The organism is Burkholderia pyrrocinia, assembly GCF_022809715.1.
In the GTDB taxonomy this organism is placed as follows: domain Bacteria; phylum Pseudomonadota; class Gammaproteobacteria; order Burkholderiales; family Burkholderiaceae; genus Burkholderia; species Burkholderia pyrrocinia_C.
In genome coordinates this window covers 1,673,102-1,692,138 of sequence record NZ_CP094460.1, presented here as the reverse complement: position 1 = coordinate 1,692,138, position 19,037 = coordinate 1,673,102, and the positions used below count along the sequence as shown (strand labels likewise).

The 19,037-nt window shown below is 66.5% G+C and carries 16 protein-coding genes; 9 read left to right on the top strand and 7 right to left on the bottom strand.

All coding sequences use genetic code 11. The features are described 5' to 3' along the window. Window positions 1-3: 3 nt before the first annotated feature. The 4 genes from manD to MRS60_RS24445 all read left to right on the top strand — a co-directional run bounded on the left by manD (window position 4) and on the right by MRS60_RS24445 (window position 4,786). A complete protein-coding gene (manD, locus tag MRS60_RS24460; protein ID WP_243565691.1) occupies window positions 4-1,212 on the top strand; it encodes a D-mannonate dehydratase ManD in 1,209 nt (402 codons plus the stop codon). Window positions 1,213-1,241: 29 nt separating this feature from the next. Then, window positions 1,242-2,273 carry a Zn-dependent oxidoreductase gene (locus tag MRS60_RS24455; RefSeq protein ID WP_243565690.1) on the top strand — a complete coding sequence of 344 codons (1,032 nt, stop codon included), beginning with the start codon at window positions 1,242-1,244 and terminating at the stop codon, window positions 2,271-2,273. An 82-nt stretch (window positions 2,274-2,355) separates the two neighbouring features. Next, on the top strand, window positions 2,356-3,372 hold the full coding sequence (gene yiaK, locus MRS60_RS24450) for a 3-dehydro-L-gulonate 2-dehydrogenase (RefSeq protein ID WP_105390252.1): 1,017 nt from the start codon (window positions 2,356-2,358) through the stop codon (window positions 3,370-3,372). A 124-nt stretch (window positions 3,373-3,496) separates the two neighbouring features. Then, window positions 3,497-4,786, top strand: coding sequence for an MFS transporter (locus MRS60_RS24445; protein WP_243565689.1), 1,290 nt, complete (start codon window positions 3,497-3,499; stop codon window positions 4,784-4,786). Window positions 4,787-4,822: 36 nt separating this feature from the next. Here MRS60_RS24445 and MRS60_RS24440 read toward each other — a convergent pair whose 3' ends face one another. After that, on the bottom strand, window positions 4,823-7,012 hold the full coding sequence (locus tag MRS60_RS24440; RefSeq protein ID WP_243565688.1) for a TonB-dependent siderophore receptor: 2,190 nt from the start codon (window positions 7,010-7,012) through the stop codon (window positions 4,823-4,825). Between the two features lie 412 nt (window positions 7,013-7,424). On the opposite strand from MRS60_RS24440, the gene MRS60_RS24435 reads away from it, so the two are divergent. Next, entirely contained in the window at window positions 7,425-7,871 is a 447-nt protein-coding gene (locus tag MRS60_RS24435; protein ID WP_105390255.1) for a hypothetical protein, read from the top strand. Window positions 7,872-7,891: 20 nt separating this feature from the next. Here MRS60_RS24435 and MRS60_RS24430 read toward each other — a convergent pair whose 3' ends face one another. The 5 genes from MRS60_RS24430 to MRS60_RS24410 all read right to left on the bottom strand — a co-directional run bounded on the left by MRS60_RS24430 (window position 7,892) and on the right by MRS60_RS24410 (window position 13,739). Beyond that, window positions 7,892-8,986, bottom strand: coding sequence for a porin (locus MRS60_RS24430; RefSeq protein WP_243565687.1), 1,095 nt, complete (start codon window positions 8,984-8,986; stop codon window positions 7,892-7,894). Window positions 8,987-9,087: 101 nt separating this feature from the next. Continuing rightward, on the bottom strand, window positions 9,088-10,431 hold the full coding sequence (locus MRS60_RS24425) for an MFS transporter (RefSeq protein WP_243565686.1): 1,344 nt from the start codon (window positions 10,429-10,431) through the stop codon (window positions 9,088-9,090). 156 nt (window positions 10,432-10,587) lie between these two features. Continuing rightward, on the bottom strand, window positions 10,588-11,649 hold the full coding sequence (locus tag MRS60_RS24420) for a Rieske 2Fe-2S domain-containing protein (RefSeq protein ID WP_243565685.1): 1,062 nt from the start codon (window positions 11,647-11,649) through the stop codon (window positions 10,588-10,590). 48 nt (window positions 11,650-11,697) lie between these two features. Further along, window positions 11,698-12,663: a PDR/VanB family oxidoreductase gene (locus tag MRS60_RS24415; protein WP_105390259.1), complete on the bottom strand. Its 966-nt coding sequence runs from the start codon at window positions 12,661-12,663 to the stop codon at window positions 11,698-11,700. Beyond that, complete coding sequence (locus MRS60_RS24410) at window positions 12,660-13,739, bottom strand: aromatic ring-hydroxylating oxygenase subunit alpha (protein ID WP_243566872.1); 1,080 nt, start codon at window positions 13,737-13,739, stop codon at window positions 12,660-12,662. Before MRS60_RS24410 ends, MRS60_RS24415 begins: the two co-directional genes overlap by 4 nt. A gap of 198 nt (window positions 13,740-13,937) precedes the next feature. On the opposite strand from MRS60_RS24410, the gene MRS60_RS24405 reads away from it, so the two are divergent. Continuing rightward, complete coding sequence (locus MRS60_RS24405; RefSeq protein WP_243565684.1) at window positions 13,938-14,426, top strand: MarR family winged helix-turn-helix transcriptional regulator; 489 nt, start codon at window positions 13,938-13,940, stop codon at window positions 14,424-14,426. Between the two features lie 69 nt (window positions 14,427-14,495). Here MRS60_RS24405 and MRS60_RS24400 read toward each other — a convergent pair whose 3' ends face one another. Continuing rightward, on the bottom strand, window positions 14,496-15,242 hold the full coding sequence (locus tag MRS60_RS24400; protein ID WP_034180868.1) for a TetR/AcrR family transcriptional regulator: 747 nt from the start codon (window positions 15,240-15,242) through the stop codon (window positions 14,496-14,498). A 170-nt stretch (window positions 15,243-15,412) separates the two neighbouring features. Between MRS60_RS24400 and MRS60_RS24395 the strand changes: the two genes are divergently transcribed. From MRS60_RS24395 to MRS60_RS24385, 3 genes are read left to right on the top strand one after another with little or no spacing between them, the layout of a single operon-like run. Beyond that, a complete protein-coding gene (locus tag MRS60_RS24395; protein ID WP_034180867.1) occupies window positions 15,413-16,594 on the top strand; it encodes an isovaleryl-CoA dehydrogenase in 1,182 nt (393 codons plus the stop codon). Window positions 16,595-16,625: 31 nt separating this feature from the next. After that, window positions 16,626-18,233, top strand: a complete 1,608-nt coding sequence (locus MRS60_RS24390; protein ID WP_243565683.1) for a carboxyl transferase domain-containing protein — start codon at window positions 16,626-16,628, stop codon at window positions 18,231-18,233. A gap of 15 nt (window positions 18,234-18,248) precedes the next feature. After that, complete coding sequence (locus MRS60_RS24385; RefSeq protein WP_034180865.1) at window positions 18,249-19,034, top strand: enoyl-CoA hydratase/isomerase family protein; 786 nt, start codon at window positions 18,249-18,251, stop codon at window positions 19,032-19,034. Window positions 19,035-19,037: the final 3 nt, after the last annotated feature.

Sequence of the window (19,037 nt, the reverse complement as noted above, 5' to 3'; positions counted from 1 at the left end):
GCAGTGAAAATCGAACGCTTGCAGACCATCGTCACGTGTCCGGGCCGGAACTTCGTGACGGTGAAGATCGTGACCGACGAAGGCGTCTACGGTCTCGGCGACGCGACGCTCAACGGGCGCGAGCTCGCGGTGCGCGCGTACCTGGAAGATCACGTGTTTCCGTGTCTGGTCGGCCGCGACCCGCGCAACATCGAGGACATCTGGCAATACCTGTATCGCGGCGCGTACTGGCGGCGCGGGCCCGTGACGATGACGGCGATTGCCGCGATCGACATGGCGTTGTGGGACATCAAGGGCAAGCTCGCGGGCATGCCTGTCTACCAGCTGCTCGGCGGCAAGAGCCGCGACGGCCTGATGGTGTACGGCCACGCGAACGGGCGCGATCATGAGGAAGCGGTCGACGCGGTGCGCGCACATATCGAGGCAGGCTTCCGCGCGATCCGCGTGCAGTCGGGCGTGCCGGGGCTCGACAAGGTGTACGGCGTCGGCAAGACCGCGGGTGCGTACGAACCCGCCGAAAAAGGCCTGCCGCCCGAAGAGCCGTGGGATACCGCGCTTTATCTGCGCCATACGCCGGAGCTGTTTCGCAAGGTGCGCGACGCGGTCGGCGATGCGCCGCACCTGCTGCACGACGCCCATCACCGGCTTACGCCGATCGAGGCCGCGCGGCTCGGCCGCGATCTCGAGCCGCATCGTCTCTTCTGGCTGGAAGACGCGACGCCCGCCGAGAACCAGGACGCATTCCGCCTGATCCGCCAGCACACGACGACACCGCTCGCGGTCGGCGAAGTGTTCAACTCGATCTGGGATTGCAAGGACCTGATCCGCGACCAGTTGATCGACTACATCCGCGCGACGATCGTGCACGCGGGCGGGATCACGCACGTGCGCCGCATCGCCGACTACGCGGCGATGTACCAGGTGCGCACGGGCTTTCATGGTGCGACCGACCTGTCGCCCGTCTGCATGGCGGCGGCCGTGAACTTCGGGCTGTGGGCGCCGAACTTCGGCATCCAGGAACTGATGCCGCACAGCCCGCTAACTGATGAAGTGTTTCCGCACAGCTATCGGTTCGAGGACGGTTATCTCGTGATGGACGACGTGCCGGGCCTCGGCGTCGACATCGACGAGACGCTGGCCGCGAAGTACCCGTACGAGCGCGCGTACCTGCCGGTCGCGCGGCTGCGCGATGGGTCGATGTGGAACTGGTGAGCGGCGAAGAATCGAAGGAGAGAACCGAAATGTTGAGCGTCGTTGTCGATCGTCCGAACAGCATGGGTGTGCGCGAGGTGCCGCTGCCCGTGCCCGCCGCCGGCGAAGTGCGCGTGAAGGTCCGTTATGCGGGCATCTGCGGGTCGGACCTGCATATCTTTCACGGCAAGAATCCGTTCGTGTCGTATCCGCGCATCATCGGCCACGAATTCGTCGGGACGATCGAGTCGGTCGGCGAGGGCGTCGATGCGGCGCGGCTCGGCGAGACCGTCGCGGTCGATCCCGTGATCAGCTGCGGGGATTGTCATGCGTGCACGATCGGCCGGCGCAACGTGTGCCGGCACCTGACCGTGCTCGGCGTGCATCGCGACGGCGGCTTCAGTCAGTACACCTGCGTGCCGGCCGGCAATGCCTACCGGATTCCGGCGGAGATCGCCGACACGTGCGCGGCGATCGTCGAGCCGTTCGCGGTCGCCGCGAACGCGACCTCGCGCACCGGCGTGCTGCCGGGCGATGTCGCGCTGATCTACGGCGCCGGCACCGTCGGGCTGACGATCCTGCAGGTGCTCAAGCGCGTGTACGGCATCCGCGCGTTCATCACCGACCGGCTCGACGCGCGCCTGCAGCTCGCGCGCAAGTGCGGCGCGGCGGAGGACGAGATCATCAACACGAGCGTCGAGTCGTTGCCGGACGCGCTGGCGCAGCGCGGCGTCGACGGTGGCCCGACGCTGATCTTCGACGCGGTCTGCCATCCGTCGATTCTCGAGGAGGCCGTGCGGATCGCCGCGCCGGCGGGCCGGATCGGCGTGCTCGGCTTCTCGTCGGAACCGTCGGCGATCGTGCAGGCGGAACTGACGAAGAAGGAACTGACGCTCGCCGCATCGCGACTGAATTGCGCAATGTTCCCGCAGGTGATCGACTGGATCGGCCGCGGGCTGATCCAGCCGGAGCATATCGTCACGCACAAGGTGGGTTTCCGCGACGTCGCGCAGGCGTTCGAGATGGCCGAGCAGCGGCCTGCCGAGAGCTGCAAGATCCTGCTCGATTTCGCGGGCGGCTGATACCGGTTCGCGCCGCGAGCCGGGGCGGCGGCATCCGGTTCCGCATCGAACCGCACCACAAGAACTTCAGGAGACACGCAAGATGATCCGAATTCCGTTCGAGGAGTTGCAGGGCGCCATTTATCTCGCGCTCCTGAATGCGGGCATGAACGAGCACGACGCGGGCGTCTGCGCACGGGTTCATGCGGAGGCGACCTGCGACGGCGTCAATTCCCACGGCATCAATCGCGTCGCGCGCTTCGTCGACTACGTCCGCAAGGGCTGGGTGAATCTGCAAGGCGCCCCCACGCCGGTCAAGCGCTTCGGCGCGATCGAGATCCTGGACGGCAATCGCGGCCCCGGCATTCTGAATGCGTTGTCCGCGACCGAGCGCGCGATGGCGATCGCCGACGAGCAGGGCGTCGGCATCGTCGCGCTGCGCAACACGACCCACTGGATGCGCGGCGGGACGTATGGCTGGCACGCAGCGGATCGCGGCTACATCGCGATCTGCTGGACGAATACCGAATCCTGCATGCCGGGCTGGGGCGGCAAGAAACCGCGCGTCGGCAACAACCCGTTCGTGATGGCGGTGCCGCGGGACAAGGGCCATATCGTGCTCGACATGGCAATGTCGCAGTACTCGTACGGCAAACTGCAGGCGACCCGCCTCAAGGGGAAAAACATGCCGTTTCCCGCCGGTTTCGACAGCGAAGGGAAGCTGACCGTCGAGCCCGGCCCGATCGAGGCGTCGATGCGGATCCTGCCGATGGGTTACTGGAAGGGCTCGGGATTCGCGATCATGCTCGACGTGCTGGCCGCCGTGCTGTCGGAGGGGCTGGCGACGAACGGGATCGATGCCGTGCAGCAGGGAAGCTGCACCGGCTGTTCGCAGGTGTTCATCCTGATCGACCCGCGCAAGCTGGGCGGCGAAGCGTTCACGAACGAGGTCGCCGACGGCGTGGCCGATTACGTGAATACGTCGGAAGTCGCGGAAGACAGCGACGAGGTGCTGTATCCCGGGCAAAGCGCGCTGCGAACCCGCATCGAACAGCGGCGGCACGGCGTTGCCGTCGACGACGGAATCTGGGCCGACGTGCTCGCGCTTGCGGAGCGATGAGGCCGCAGAATCCGTGACGCGGCGCCGGCAGGCGGCCCGGCCCGCCACGAGCATGCGAAACGTACCAGCGTACGGATCGATCCCGTCGCCGTCGAGGTTCCTGTATTAATCCGGAGAACTGATCATGAAGGCGGACGTCACGCTTGCGCTCGGCGCAAGCACCGAAGCACTGCACGAAGATGCGTTGTACCGGAAGGTGATACTGAGGATCGTCCCGCTGTTTTTCCTCGGGTTCATCATGTCCTATCTGGACCGCGTGAACATCGGCTTTGCCAAACTGCAGATGGCGGCCGATTTCGGCCTGACGAATGCGTCCTTCGCACTCGGCGCGAGCGTGTTCTTCTGGGGCTACATGCTGTTCGAGATTCCGAGCAACCTGATCCTCCGGCGGGTCGGCGCACGCGCATGGATCGCGCGGATCATGATCACGTGGGGGATCGTGTCGACCCTGATGATCTTCTCGAGGAACGAGGCCGCGTTCTACTCGCTTCGCTTCCTGCTTGGCGTATGCGAGGCCGGGTTCGTTCCGGGCGTGATGTATTACACGAACACGTGGCTGCCCGCCCGGCGCCAGAGCGGCATGTATTCGCTGTTCCTGATGGCGTTGCCGATTGCCGTCGTGTTCGGTGCGCCGTTGTCCGGCGCGATCATGGAGACGATGGACGGCGTGGCGGGCGTCAGGGGATGGCAGTGGCTGTTCCTGCTCGAAGGGCTGCCGTCCGTGGTGCTGGGCGTCGTCATCCTGGCGCTGCTGCGGAACCGGCCGGCCGACGTCGATTGGCTGACGCCGCGCGAGAAGCAGATCATCGAAGCGAATGTCGCGAAGGAGGCGGCGTTCAAGTCGCATCGCGTCGCGGATGCGTTCCGGACACCGAAGATCTATGCGCTGATCGTCGTGATGATCCTCTTCAACACCGCATTCTATGGACTGACGTTCTGGATGCCGACGCTGTTTCATGATGCCGGCGTCGCGAACAGCCTGGATGTCGGGCTGTTCACGGCCATCCCGTTCGGCGTCGCGGCGATCTGCATGTACATGAACGCGAAGGTCGCGGAGCGGTCCGGGCGGCTGCGCAGGCACGGCGTGGTGCCGGTCGCGCTGGCCGCCGTCGGCCTGTTCGTCGCGACGGTGGCGCACGACAGCTTCTGGCTCGCGCTGATCATGCTGACCGTCGCGACGTCGGGCATCCTGTCGCTGATGCCGATCTACTGGACGCTGCCGGGACGCGTGCTGTCCGGTGCGGCCGCGGCGGCCGGCCTCGCGCTGATCAACGCGTGCGGGAGCCTGTCGGGGATCCTCGGCGCGATGATCATCGGCTATGCGGGCATCCGCACCGGCATGGCGATCCTTGCCGGCTTCCTGTTGCTGTGCAGCGTCGTGTTCTACCGGGTCTGTCCGCCGACGGCGGAATGACGTCGAGCCGGGCCCGGCTTCCGACTGCCCGGGCCGTCAGAACGACACCGTCGTCGTCAGCGTGACGAGTCGCGGCTCGCCGACCGCGACGATCAGGTTGTTGTTGCTCGACGGGTAGTAGGTCTTGTCGAGCAGGTTCTTCACGTTGAGCTGGAAGCGCGTCGGGAACTTGCCGATCGTCGTTTCGTAGGCCGCGAACGCGTCGACGGTCACGTAGCCGGGCAGCGTGAAGCTGTTCGCGGTGTCGCCGGAGCGTGTGCCGACCAGGCTTGCGCCGCCGCCGAAGCGCCAGCGGCCGGGCAGGTTCGCGATCGCCGTGTCGTACACCGCGAACAGGCTGCCCGTGTGGCGCGCGACGTTGACGAGCGGCGTATTGCTGTCGCGATCGGTCGCGTTCGTATACGCATAGCTGCCGATCACGCTCAGGTGGCGCGTGATCTGCCCCGCGACGTCGAGTTCGATCCCGCGCGAGCGCGCGGTGCCGATCGTCGACGTGATGTCGCCGTTCGTGACCGCGACGTTGCGCTTGTCGATCTGGTAGACCGCGAGCGTGCCCGTGATCGCGGGCTTCAGGCTGAACTTCAGCCCGGCCTCGAGCACGCGGCCGTATTCCGGCGCGAGCGGCGCGGCGACGTTCGTTGCGACGTTCGGCTTGAACGAGCGGCTCACGTTCGCATACGCGGTCAGCCCCGGCGTGAGCGCATACGCGAGCCCGAACTGCGGCAGCCAGACATTGCCGCGCGAGCGGTCGGCGAACACGAACGGCCGCCCCATCCCCGATTCCTGCTGCCAGTTTTCCCAGCGCAGCCCGCCGACCGCGGTGAGACGCTCGGTGAGCTTCACCGAGTCCTGCACGACCATCGAATATGCGTGCACCACCGAGCGCGAATCGCTTTGCTTCGGGTTGGGTATGCCGCCCGGTGCGAGCAGACCGTACACGGGATCGTAGAGATTGAAGCCCGTCGTTGCCTTGCCGCGGATCGTGTCGCCGCGGAAGCTGCGCTGCCGCTCGTATTCGCCGCCGAGGTAGATCGCGTGGTTCATCCCGGCAAGCGTCACGTTGCCGAGCAGGCCGAGCGTCGCGATCTGGTCGGAGTCGTTGCGCCCGAGGTTGGCATCGGACGAGCGCGTCATTGCGCCCGTCTTGCTGTTGAACGAGTTGCCGCGGGTAATGTACTGGTCGTAGCGGTCGCGGCCCCAGCCGTAGGTCGCGCGCACGCGCCACGCGTCGGAGAAGCGGTGCTCGATGCGCGCACGCAGCGTTTCCTGGATGCCGCTGCTTTGCGACCACGCTTCCTCGTAGCGGCGATAGCGCAGCGCATCGTCGAGCTGGCCGTTCACGAGCACGGTGCCGCGATCGAACGGCGTCGTGTAGTCGACGTACTGGTAGCTGATGTCGACCGACGTGTTCGCGTCGTGCCACGACAGCGCGGGCGCGATCAGCGCGTCGCGCTGGCGGCCGAAGCTGCGCCAGTAGCGGCTCGTGTCGTATTCGCCGGTCAGCCGGAACGCGAGCGTGCCGCCGGCGACCTGGCCGGGCTTGCCGAGCGGGCCCGTGAGATCGAACAGCGCGCTGCTGCCGCCGTGGCTCGTGCGCGATGCGGAGATCGAGCCGCCGAACGTGTCTTCCGGCTTGCGCGTGACGAGGTTGATCACGCCGCCCGGGTCCTGCATCCCGTAGAGCAGCGAAGCAGGGCCCTTCAGCACTTCGACGCGGTCGATCGTCGCGAGATAGCTGTGCAGCACCGGCGTGCGCACGCCGTCGACGAGCACCGAGCCGTCGTTGTTCGATCCGAAGCCGCGCTTGGTGAACGCGTCGCGCGTGCCGCCGAGCGTGTTGGTCTGCGTGACGCCGCTGATGTTGCCGAGCACGTCGTCGAGCGAGCGCGCCTGCTGGTCCTGCATCACGCTGCTGCTGACCACCGCGACCGATTGCGGAATCTCCTTGAGCGGGCGGTCGCTGCCGCCCGCGATGCTGCTGGTGCGCGGCTGATAGCCGATCGTCGGATCGACGGCCGCCGATGCGTTGACGCTGATGGCCGGCAGTTCGTGTTCGGCGGGCGTCGTGGGCGTCGATGCGGATGCGGACGCAACGGGTTTGGCGTTGGCGGGGTCGGCGGCGTCGGCATGCGCGCCGCTTGCGACGCAAAGCGTGATCAGGGCAGGCAGGCTCGTGCGCCACGGACGAAGGGTCCGGGCGCGGTGGGTGGTTCGACGGGATGGCATGAATCGATGCAGGACGGCGTGCTAAGGATCGTGTCGCGGGCCGCAGCACTGCGCCGCAACCGGGATGCGGATGATATACGTAATGAGAATTATTTGCAATTGTAATGAGGTGGTCGGCGGCGGGCGGGCCTTGGTTGCCGGGCCATCGGCCGTCTGCTACCGTAGCGGCCAAAATCAGACGCAGTGAAATTCAATGAGAGCCGGGGGCCGCACCATGTCATCTTCCTGTCACGTCGCGTTCGGCGCGACGCAACGTACCGCACTCGACCATGCGGGTGGTGAAGTGATCGCAGCCGTGTTCCGCCATTCGAACGATTAAAACGGAAGCGAATTCATCTGGCGTTATGCCGGGCAACCGGCACCGCGCCGCTTTCAATCATTTCAACCACCAAGCCTGACGGGAGACCACCCAATGAAAAAGATTTCCGCGCCGTTCGCGACGGCCGCGCTTGCGGCGTGCGTGATGCTGGCGGGCGTTCACCAGAACGCCTGCGCCGCATCGTCGGACGAGCCCGCGATCGATGCGCGCTACAGCGTCGTGATCGAGGCCTATACGCAGGACATGGCCGCCGCGAAGACGAAATACGACGGCAAGCGCCTCGCGTTCGTCGGCGCGGTGATCCGGATGGGCAGCGATCCGGGCGGCACGTACTTCGGCGCGCTGACGACCGACGGCGGGCAGTTCGACACGCATTTCGACGTGGCCGACCAGGCCGCGCTGAAGCCGAAATTCCCCGGCGGCGAGATCAAGCCGTTCACGGCATCCGCGAACTTCCGCTTCAGTTGCGTGAACGAAGGCTATCTCGACGCGCCGGTGCTGCCGGGGTTGAAGCTCTCGCACTGCCGGCTCGCCGATTGAGGTAGTGCGGGGGCCGGCATTCAGAACTTCTGCTGGATGCCGGCCATCACGCCGAGCTGATTCATCCCGGTGCCGACCGTCCCGCCGGCGGCGACCGCGTTCGCGGCCAGCGTGCTGTTGAACATGTAGCCCGCCGACGTATAAACGGTCGTCCGCTTCGACAGGAAATAGCTCGCGCGGCCGACGAGCAGCGTGGCGTTCGTGCCGCCTTCGCTGTTTTCGCGACGCTGCAGGTAGCGTACGCCCTGCAGGTCGAGCGCGAGGTAGGGCGTCGCGTAGTACGTGCCGCCGGCGAACACGATGTCGGCCTGCAGGTGTTCGGCCGCCGCGAGGTTGCGGCGGATCCACCCGGCGCCCAGTTTCGCGGGGCCGATCTTCACGTAGCCGGCGACGATGTCGCGCGTGTCGGTATACGCCGGATTGTTCAGCGGCGCGAGCGCGCTGCCGCCGCCGCGCATCACGTCGTGCGATGCAGCCAGCCCGAAATTGCTCGCGTCATAGGCGAGCATCGCCGTGTATTGACGACAGGCGACGATGTCGCCGGGCACCTGTCCGGCGCAGCCCGTCGCCGACGGTCCTGCCGGCCCGGCCGCGTCGCGGCCGAAACTGTAGGTGGCGCCGAGCGTCACGCCGTGGAACGTGCCCTTGTAGCCGATCGCATTGTCGCTGCGCGCGTTCGGCAGATAGGAGTCGAAATCCGCCATCGAATGAATCGACGGACCGATCACGTCGGCATTGGTCAGCACGATCATCGACATGTTCATCTGGCGGCCGAGGGTCAGCGCGCCGAAGGGGCTGTTCACGCCCATGTTCGCCTGCCGCCCGAACAGGCGCCCGCCGTAGTTCAGCGCGCCGGTGCCGGGCTGGAAGCCGTTTTCGAGCACGAAGAAGGCCTGGTAGCCGCCGCCGAGATCCTCCGTGCCTCTCAGGCCCCAGCGTGACGGCACCTCGCCGGTCAGCGTCGGCATCCCGGTGAACGACCCGCCGTGCGCGGCGTTGTTGTAGTAGGACACGCCGGTATCGATGATCCCGTACAGCGTGACGCTGCTTTGCGCGCAGGCCGGTCCGGCCAGCGCCGTCGCCGTCGCGAGTGCGGCGCCCAGTTTCGTTTTCATTGCTGTCTCCAAACGTTATGTAGATATACTTATCGATTTTTTTATGCCCCGAACATGTCCGGGATACCGACGGGTATCGGCAAGACTGCGGGCGTCGCGCGTTACGACATCGCCGGATCGCGTTGCCGGCGCGGTGCCGCGGCACGCGCGCCCGCCACGGCGACGGCGATCGCCGCGCCGACCATCGGCACGAGGAACGCGAGATAGAGATGAGGCACGGACCAGCCGTCGTCCAGCAGCGCACCGACCGTCATCGGCGACAGGATCGCGCCGAGGCGGCCGATGCCGACCGCGAGGCCGATGCCGGTCGTGCGGATCTCGGCGGGATACGGTGTCGGCGACAGCGCATACATGCCGGCCACGCACGCATTGATCACGGCACCGAGGAGCACCGCGACGGTCATCCCGATGCCGAGGGAGCCCGTGTTCGCACCGAACACGACCATCAGTGCGCCGCCCAGCAGCAGCGTCGCGCCGAGCAGGTTGCGCAGGCCGAACCGCGTCGACAGCAGGCTGAAGAGCGAGGCGCCCGCAATGCCGCCGAGATTGAGCAGTACGCCGCCGGTCACGCCCTGCGACGCCGACAGTCCGGCCTGGACCAGCAGCTTCGGCGTCCAGCTCACGACGAAGTAGAAGCTGCCCATCACGAGAAAGAACGCGATCCACAGTGCGATCGTGCGGCGCGTGAGCGGTGCGCGCAGCACGGCCGTCCAGCTCGACGCGGGGTTCGCCGTGTCGATGGCAGCAGTCGCAGCCGGCAGCGTGTCGATCGGTGCGCGCTTCATTCTTGCGAGGATGCGGTTGATTTTCTGCAGCGCGTTGTCCGGACGCCGCGCCAGCAGGAAGTCGAGCGATTCCGGCAGCAGCGCGAGCACCATCGGGATCGACATCAAGGTCAGGATGCCGCCGAACGCGAACACGCTGCGCCATCCCCACACCGACAGCAGATAGCCGGCGATGACGCCGCCGGCGGTGGCGCCGATCGCGTAGCCGGTCGACTGCATGCCGATCGCGGCGCTGCGCCATTTGTTCGATGCGTACTCGCCGCTGATGACGGTCAGGCTCGCCAGCATGCCGCCGATGCCGAGCCCCGTATAGGCACGCGCGACCGCGAGTTGCAGCGTGCTGTGCGTGGCCGCGCAGGCGAGCATCCCGGTCGAGATCACGGCGAGGCAGAGCAGGATGATGCGGAGGCGGCCGACCCGGTCGGCCAGCGGCGCGATCAGCACCGAGCCGAAGCCCATGCCGGCCAGCCCGGCACTCAGCAGCAGGCCGATTTCCTTGCCGCTCAGTTTCCATTCGACCGCCAGGTGCGGCGCGGCAAACGCGATGGCCAGCACGTCGAACCCGTCGAGCATGTTCAGCACGACGCAGGCTGCGACAGCCGTCGTCTGGAACGCGCTCATCGGGGATTCGTCGAGCGTATTGCGGATATTTGCGCTCACGTCAAAGATCCTTCATAAAAAATAGTATGACTAATTGAATAGGACGAAATCGAAGCCGGCAGTAGCGAATGGGACGAAAGCGAAGGCGTGGGTTGACGGGCAACCAGGGAGCACCCGCCGCGACCGGCAGGCGTCGTTCGCGCGCCGGCGCGAGGGTTACGCGGGTTCGGGTTGCAGCAGCAGCCGCTCGATCACGCGCCGTGCGCGATTGGGTCCCGCGTCGACGTGAATGTCGATCTGGTGGCGGCCCGGAAACCGCATCTGGTTCCGGTATTGCGCTTCGATCACGGTCTTGTCCTCATCGAACGTCGCCGCGGATTGCTCGATGACCGTTTGCGCGACGCGTTCGACATCGTGTCGCGGATTGGTCGCGACGGTCCAGAAGTAGTGCGTCGTGGTGTCCGTCTCGGGCGTGATGCCGTGGAAGCCGCGCATGTGAAAGCCGCCGCGCGCCGGATCGAGCAGGTCGCCGGTGCCGGCGTCCATCGCGCCGGTCCAGATCCGGATATGCGACACGTGGAATTCGATTTCCTGCCAGCGATCGACGCGGCCCGCGAACGGCCATGCGGCGGTGTAGGTCGGCGGCGGGTCGGAATCCGGCATCCGGCGGACCAGCGTCACCGTGTCGCCGTCGGTGCTGACGCGGGTTTCCGCGCCCATGTGCAGCGGCGCGTTGCCGCCGATCGTTTTCAGATGGACATAGCCGAGGTGGCTCAGGTCCATCAGGTTGTCGTGAATCAGCTGATATGGTGCGTCGTAATGGTAGTTGCCGCCGCCGAACCGGTATTGCGGATCCGTGTGGAACGCATAGCGCGGCGGCGCGCAGGTCGGTTGGGCGTGCGCGTCGGCGCCGATCCAGATCCACACGATGGCGTCCTGTTCCTGCACCGGATACGACGATACGCACGCCTTCGCCGGAATCCGGTCCTGGCCGGGAATCTCCACGCAGGTGCCGCCGCGGTCGAACAGCAGCCCGTGGTAGCCGCAGCGCAGGCCGCGCGCTTCGAGCGAGCCGCACGACAGCGGCAGCGACTTGTGGCAGCAGCGATCCTCCAGCGCGCCGACTTCCCCGGACGGCAACCGGAACAGGACGACCGGGCGGCCGAGCAGGGTGCGGGCGACGGGTTTGTCCGTCAGTTCGGATGACAGCGCGGCGACCCACCATCGGTCGATCGGGAATTTAGTTGTATTGATCGGTGGTCGAGCATCTTGCTCCATTGATCGTCTCCGGTATTGTGGTTGGCCGCCGCGTGTCGGGCGGTCCGTCTACAGATCGAGTACCAGCAGGTCGGTTCGGGATCGCGAACAGCACGGCATGAACTGGTCGCCGGCCGCTTGTTCCTCCTCCGTCAGATACGAATCGCGATGATCGGGCTCGCCTTGCAGCACGCGCGTCACGCAGGTCCCGCATACGCCTTGCTCGCACGACGTCAGCACGTCGACGCCGTTGGCCGCCAGCGCCGCGACGACCGTGCATTCGGCCGGCACGTCGATCACCTTGCCGCTGCTCGCGATCCGGACCTGGAACGCGCGATCCGCGCCGGACGTCGCAACCGCGCCGCCGAAGAACTCGTAGTGCAGCCGCTCGTCGGCCCAGTTGCGCTCGCGCGCTGCGTTCAGCACCGCATCCATGAAGCCGCGCGGGCCGCATACGTACAAGTGCGTGCCGTCAGGCGCGGCGGCGAGCACTGAGGCCAGGTCGAAGCGTTGCGCGGGGTCGCCGTCGTCGACATGGAAGCGGGCGCGGTCGTTGAACCCGGCTGCGTTGATCCGCTCGACGAAGGCCATGCGATCGGTCGAACGCGCGCAGTAGTGCATGTCGAATGGCATGCCGGACGAGAACAGTCGTTCCGCCATGCAGAGAATCGGCGTGACGCCGATCCCGCCCGCGAGCAACAGATGGTGCGGTGCGTCGGGGGCGAGCGGGAATTGATTGCGCGGCATGCCGATCCGCACGGTGTCGCCTTGCCGGACTTCGTCGTGAATGGCGCGCGACCCGCCTCGGCCATCGGCATCGCGCAGCACGGCGATCTGATAGCGATCGCCGTGCTCCGGGTGATTGCACAGCGAGTACTGGCGCACGAGCCCGCCCGGCAAATGCACGTCGATATGGGCGCCGGCGTCGAAGCGCGGCAATGGCGAACCGTCATCGCTGACGAATTCGAAGCCGCAGATGTCGCGCGCTTCCTGCCACTTGCGGGCCACCCGGACCGTCAGCGTCGCGGCGCTCATGACGCCTCCTTGATGTGCGCGAGCGGAATCACGGGCCGCTGCGGGTTCGACGCGTTTTCGTCGGCGAGCAGCCGTTCGATCACCTTGCGCGACAGCACGCCGCCGGCGTCGATGTTGAGCTTCAGCAGCTTGCGGTCCGGCCACTTCTCGAGATTGAGCTGCTGGCGCTCGAGCATCTCGAGATCCTCGGCGAAGATCTTGCCCTGGCCCTCGCGGATCTCGGCGGTCAGCGCGTGATCGTCGGGCCGGAAGTTGCGCGCCATCCCCCAGAAGTACCAGATCGAGGTGTCCGTCTCGGGCGTGATGAAGTCGACCACGATCGACGACGCCTTCAGGTCGGCCGGCGCGTCGTAACCGCCGTGTCCCGCGTGCGCGACGCCCACTTCGATCATCACGTGGCTCGGCGGCGTGAAGCGGCAGATCTGCCAGCGGTCGACCGGCACGTCGTCGGCGAGGCCGTTGCCGCGCAGCGCCATCCGCCAGAACGGCGGCGGCATCACGTTCTCCATGAAGCGGCTCGTGACGACTTCGTCGCCGTGGCTGATCGTCTTCGGCGGCGCTTCGTCGATTTCCTTCTGGCCGATGCTCGTCGCATGCACGTAGGTCTCGTGCGTGAGGTCCATCAGGTTGTCGATCATCAGCCGGTAGTCGCAACGGATGTGATACAGGCCGCCGCCGTGCGCCCAGGCCGGATCTTCGGCCCACGACAGCGCGGGCAGCTTGCCGGGATCGGCTTCGGACGCATCGCCCGGCCAGACCCAGACGAATCCGGACCGCTCGACTACCGGGAAGCTGCGGATCGACGGGAATCCGCCGACGCGCTGGCCCGGCATGCCGGCTGTCTTGCCGTTGCAGCCCATTTCCAGCCCGTGATAGCCGCACACGAGCACGCCGTCGCGCACGAATCCCAGCGACAGCGGCGCGCCGCGGTGCGGGCAGAAGTCCTCGAGCGCGGCGACCTGACCGTTCGCCGCGCGGTAAAACACCATCGATTCGTTGCAAATCTTGCGGCCCAGCGGCTTGCCGTCGATTTCATCGGGCGTGCACGCCACATACCAAGCGTTCTTGAGAAACACGTTCATCGTCTCCTTCGGGGCGGTGCCGCTGGTACGCGGCAGTTCTTCATTCCGTGTACTGAATGAGATTCAGTGTACTCATTGAGATTGGCCGGGGCAAGGCGAGCGGTATACTGGTTTTCCCGGGAAATGGCGCGAGGCAGCGCCATGCCGTGGGCGCACGCAACAGCGTGCGCCGCCTATGTCATCGACTCATTCATGGAAAAAACGAATCCCGCCGACGCACCGGCTTTCCCGCTCGATCTGTACGACGAACCCGGGCACCTGATCCGGCGCGCCCATCAGATCGCGGTTGCGATGTTCTACGAGAAGCTGGGCCGGGACGTGACGCCGGTGCAGTACGCGGTCCTGCGGATGCTGTACGAGTGTCCGGGGCTCGATCAGGTGACGCTCGCGCAGCGGGTGGCGCTCGACACGTCGACGACCGCGGACCTCGCGGTCCGGCTCGAAGCGAAAGGATTGATCGTTCGCGAAGTGCTGCCGCGACGTCAGCGGCGCTTGCTGCTGACATCGGCGGGCGTCGACCTGCTTACGCACCTGATTCCGTCGGTGCAGGAGCTGCGTGCCGGCCTGTTCGACGGCATGGGCGAGGACGATTCGCAGGAACTGATGCGCCTGTTGCGCAAGTTCGTCCACTTGAACAACGAGCAGAGCCGCGCGCCGCTGCGGGTCGGCGAGGAGTCGTAGCGGCTGATTTCCGCGCGATGGAAGAGGGCATGCGGCAACGCGGCAGGCGCTTTGCGCTGCCTGCCTGCACTATGGGCGTGACGCTTCCCCTTCCAGCCGCCGCACCGCTTCCGCGACCTCGTTCCTGAAGCGCACGAGCGCCGCCTGTTCCGGCGCGGGCGGCTGCACGGCGGCCCACAGCATGTCGATCAGCTGCGTGGCCGTGGTTTCCGTATCGAGCTTGCGGTGCCCGAGGATCGCATCCCACAGCACGTGCTCGATCGGCCCGAACACCATCGAGCGCAGCAGGCTCAGCGGCAGGTCCGCGCGAACCTGCCCGGCCGCCTGGCCGCGCGCGAGCACGTCCATCAGCGGCGCCGTATAGCGGCGCTGCAGCGCGGTGAGTTCGTCGCTCAGCGCATGCTGCTTCGCACGGCCTTCCGACAGCACCAGCGCGCACAGCCCCGTGCCGTTCACGAGCATCAGCCGCAGGTGGGTGCGCACGATGAACGCGAACTGCTGCTGCACCGACGCATCCTGCGGCATCCCGTGCTCGAACGCGGCGATGATTTCGTCGTACCAATCCGCGATGACGCGCGCGCACAGCTCGCGCTTGCCGCGGAAGTAGCTGAACACCGTCGCCTCGGATACCCCCACGCGCTGCGCGATCTCGGCGGCCGTCGCATGCTCGTAGCCTTTTTCGGCAAACACTTCACGACCGGCGCGCAGGATGTCCTGCACGCGCTGCTGGGATTTGCGCCCGGCGGGCGCGCGCGGCGTGTCGGCGCGGTCGGCTTTGACGGTGGCGGTCATGGTGTCGGCGGTAGCGGCTGTCATGTCGGCATGATATCTGAGTGTCACTCAAAAAACTATTGACGCCGAACCGGACGAGGCGCGAAACTGTGCAAAATTTCCGCTGTATTGGTCAATGAATCGACGCATTCATTCGATTTGAGCGAAACTCAGAAATCGGTGCGTGCGACACACTTTCTGGAGACGGAGGAGACATGATCAACCTGCCCGGCGTGCAATTCATGCTCGGTGAAGACATCGAGATGCTGCGCGATGCCGTCGCGACGTTCGCGGCGAAGGAAATCACGCCGCGCGCGGCGGAGGTCGACCGCACCGACCAGTTTCCGATGGATCTGTGGAAGAAGTTCGGCGATCTCGGCGTGCTCGGCATGACGGTCGCCGAGGAGTACGGCGGCGCGAACATGGGCTACACCGCGCACATGGTCGCGATGGAAGAGATCTCGCGCGCATCGGCGTCGATCGGCCTGTCGTACGGCGCGCATTCGAACCTGTGCGTGAACCAGATCCACCGCAACGGCACCGAAGCGCAAAAGCAGAAATACCTGCCGAAGCTCGTGTCGGGCGAACACATCGGCGCGCTCGCGATGAGCGAACCGAATGCCGGCTCCGACGTCGTCAGCATGAAACTGCGCGCCGACAAGCGCGGCGACCGCTACGTGCTGAACGGCACGAAGATGTGGATCACCAACGGCCCCGATTGCGACACGCTCGTCGTCTACGCGAAGACGGACGTCGAAGCGAATGCGCGCGGCATCACCGCGTTCATCGTCGAGAAGGGGATGAAGGGCTTCTCGGTTGCGCAGAAGCTCGACAAGCTCGGCATGCGCGGCTCGCACACGGGCGAGCTGGTGTTCCAGGACGTCGAGGTGCCGGAAGAGAACATCCTCGGCCAGCTCAACGGCGGCGTGAAGGTGCTGATGAGCGGCCTCGACTACGAGCGCGCGGTGCTGTCGGGCGGCCCGACAGGCATCATGGCCGCATGCCTCGATGCGGTCGTGCCGTATATCCACGACCGCAAGCAGTTCGGCCAGGCGATCGGCGAATTCCAGCTGATCCAGGGCAAGGTCGCCGACATGTACACCACGTTCCAGGCGTGCCGCGCGTATCTGTACGCGGTCGGCCGCCATCTCGACTCGGCGGGCAGCGACCACATTCGCCAGGTGCGCAAGGACTGCGCGGGCGTGATCCTCTATACGGCCGAGAAGGCGACGTGGATGGCCGGCGAGGCGATCCAGATCCTCGGCGGCAACGGCTACATCAACGAATACCCGGTCGGCCGCCTGTGGCGCGATGCGAAGCTCTATGAAATCGGCGCCGGCACGAGCGAGATCCGCCGGATGCTGATCGGCCGCGAGCTGTTCGCGGAAACGATGTAACGCCCCACGACTCGCGAACGGAGCCCCGTCGATGCCGATCATCGAATCCAGACTGAACCCGCGTTCGGAAGACTTCCGCGCGAACACCGCGGCGCTCGAGGCGGTCGTCGCCGACCTGCGCGCGAAGATCGAACAGCTCGCGCAGGGTGGCGGCCAGGCCGCGCGCGACAAGCACCTGTCGCGCGGCAAGCTGCTGCCGCGCGACCGCATCGCGCAACTGCTCGATCCGGGCGCGCCGTTCCTCGAGCTGTCGCAGCTCGCGGCGAACGGCATGTACAACGACGACGCGCCGGGCGCGGGCGTCATCACCGGGATCGGCCGGATCGCGGGCCGCGAGTGCGTGATCGTGTGCAACGACGCGACGGTCAAGGGCGGCACCTACTACCCGATCACCGTGAAGAAGCACGTGCGCGCGCAGGAGATCGCCGCGGAAAACCGGCTGCCGTGCGTGTACCTCGTCGATTCGGGCGGCGCGAACCTGCCGAACCAGGACGACGTGTTTCCCGATCGCGACCACTTCGGCCGCATCTTCTTCAACCAGGCGACGATGTCGGCGGCCGGGATCGCGCAGATCGCCGTCGTGATGGGCTCGTGCACGGCGGGCGGCGCGTATGTGCCCGCGATGAGCGACGAGTCGATCATCGTGAAGGACCAGGGCACGATTTTCCTCGGCGGGCCGCCGCTCGTGAAGGCCGCGACCGGCGAGGAAGTGAGCGCCGAGGATCTCGGCGGCGGCGACGTGCACACGCGTCTGTCGGGCGTGGCCGACCATCTCGCGCAGAACGACGCGCATGCGCTGTCGATCGCGCGCAACATCGTCGATCATCTCGCACCGAAGATCGCATCGCCGGTGGCGCTGTGCGAGCCGAAGCCGCCGCGCTACGACGCGAAGAGCCTGTACGGCGTGATTCCCGTCGATACGCGCAAGCCGTTCGACGTGCGCGAGGTGATCGCGCGCATCGTCGACGATTCCGAGTTCGACGAATTCAAGGCGCGCTTCGGCACGACGCTCGTCACGGGCTTCGCGCACATCTGGGGCCATCCGGTCGGGATCGTCGCGAACAACGGCATCCTGTTTTCCGAATCGGCGGTGAAGGGCGCGCATTTCATCGAGCTGTGCTGCCAGCGCAAGATCCCGCTCGTGTTCCTGCAGAACATCACGGGCTTCATGGTCGGTCGCAAGTACGAGAACGAAGGCATCGCGCGGCACGGCGCGAAGATGGTGACGGCCGTGTCGAACGCGAAGGTGCCGAAGTTCACCGTGATCATCGGCGGCTCGTTCGGTGCCGGCAACTACGGGATGTGCGGCCGCGCGTTCGGGCCGCGCTTCCTGTGGATGTGGCCGAACGCGCGGATCTCGGTGATGGGCGGCGAGCAGGCCGCGTCGGTGCTCGCGACCGTGCGTCGCGACGGCATCGAGGCGAAGGGCGGCGAGTGGTCGACCGACGAAGAGGAAGCGTTCAAGCAGCCGATCCGCGACCAGTACGAGCGCCAGGGCCATCCGTATTACGCGAGCGCGCGGCTGTGGGACGACGGCGTGATCGATCCCGCGCAGACGCGCGACGTGCTCGGTCTCGGCCTTGCCGCATCGATGAACGCGCCGATCGACGATACGCGCTTCGGCGTGTTCCGGATGTAATGAGGAGAGCGGACGATGCGATACGAAACCATCAAGGTCAACGAAGCAAACCGCGTCGCGACCGTCACGCTCGCGCGTCCCGACGTGCGCAACGCGTTCAACGAGACGACGATCGCCGAGCTGACCACCGCGTTCGAATGGCTCGACGCGCACGAAGGCGTGCGCGCGATCGTGCTCGCGGCGGAAGGCACCGCGTTCTGCGCGGGCGCGGACCTGAACTGGATGAAGAAGATGGCCGGTTACTCGGACGACGAGAACCGTGCCGATGCGCGCAAGCTCGCGCGGATGCTCGAGGCGATCCATCGCTGCGGCAAGCCGGTGATCGCGCGCGTGCATGGCGACGCGTATGCGGGCGGCGTGGGCCTCGTCGCGGCGGCCGATATCGCGATCGCCGCCGACGGCGTGAAGTTCTGCCTGTCTGAAGCGCGGCTCGGGCTGATTCCCGCGACGATCGCGCCGTACGTCGTGCGCGCGATGGGCGAGCGCGCGGCGCGCCGCTACTTCACGACGGCCGAGGTGTTCGACAGCGCGCGCGCCGCTTCGATCGGTTTCATTCACGACGCGGTGCCGGCCGATACGCTCGACGAAACGGTCGCGAAGCTGGCCGCGACGCTCGTCGCGAACGGCCCCGACGCGGTGCGTGCGTGCAAGCAACTCGTCGCCGACGTGGCCGGCAGGGCGCTCGACGCGACGCTGATCGAGCAGACCGCCGACTGGATCGCGCGCACCCGCGCAGGCGCGGAAGCGCGCGAAGGGATCGCGGCCTTCCTTGAGAAACGCACGCCGTCGTGGCGTGAATGACGT

Excerpts from the sequence above, each read along its gene's own strand:
- MRS60_RS24455 (WP_243565690.1), top strand. The coding sequence starts at position 1,242 with ATGTTGAGCGTCGTTGTCGATCGTCCGAACAGCATGGGTGTGCGCGAG.
- MRS60_RS24415 (WP_105390259.1), bottom strand. The coding sequence starts at position 12,663 with ATGAGCGCCGCGACGCTGACGGTCCGGGTGGCCCGCAAGTGGCAGGAA.
- MRS60_RS24435 (WP_105390255.1), top strand. The coding sequence starts at position 7,425 with ATGAAAAAGATTTCCGCGCCGTTCGCGACGGCCGCGCTTGCGGCGTGC.
- MRS60_RS24445 (WP_243565689.1), top strand. The coding sequence starts at position 3,497 with ATGAAGGCGGACGTCACGCTTGCGCTCGGCGCAAGCACCGAAGCACTG.
- MRS60_RS24395 (WP_034180867.1), top strand. The coding sequence starts at position 15,413 with ATGATCAACCTGCCCGGCGTGCAATTCATGCTCGGTGAAGACATCGAG.
- MRS60_RS24440 (WP_243565688.1), bottom strand. The coding sequence starts at position 7,012 with ATGCCATCCCGTCGAACCACCCACCGCGCCCGGACCCTTCGTCCGTGG.
- MRS60_RS24385 (WP_034180865.1), top strand. The coding sequence starts at position 18,249 with ATGCGATACGAAACCATCAAGGTCAACGAAGCAAACCGCGTCGCGACC.
- yiaK (WP_105390252.1), top strand. The coding sequence starts at position 2,356 with ATGATCCGAATTCCGTTCGAGGAGTTGCAGGGCGCCATTTATCTCGCG.
- MRS60_RS24390 (WP_243565683.1), top strand. The coding sequence starts at position 16,626 with ATGCCGATCATCGAATCCAGACTGAACCCGCGTTCGGAAGACTTCCGC.
- MRS60_RS24430 (WP_243565687.1), bottom strand. The coding sequence starts at position 8,986 with ATGAAAACGAAACTGGGCGCCGCACTCGCGACGGCGACGGCGCTGGCC.
- MRS60_RS24420 (WP_243565685.1), bottom strand. The coding sequence starts at position 11,649 with ATGGAGCAAGATGCTCGACCACCGATCAATACAACTAAATTCCCGATC.
- MRS60_RS24405 (WP_243565684.1), top strand. The coding sequence starts at position 13,938 with ATGGAAAAAACGAATCCCGCCGACGCACCGGCTTTCCCGCTCGATCTG.
- MRS60_RS24400 (WP_034180868.1), bottom strand. The coding sequence starts at position 15,242 with ATGACAGCCGCTACCGCCGACACCATGACCGCCACCGTCAAAGCCGAC.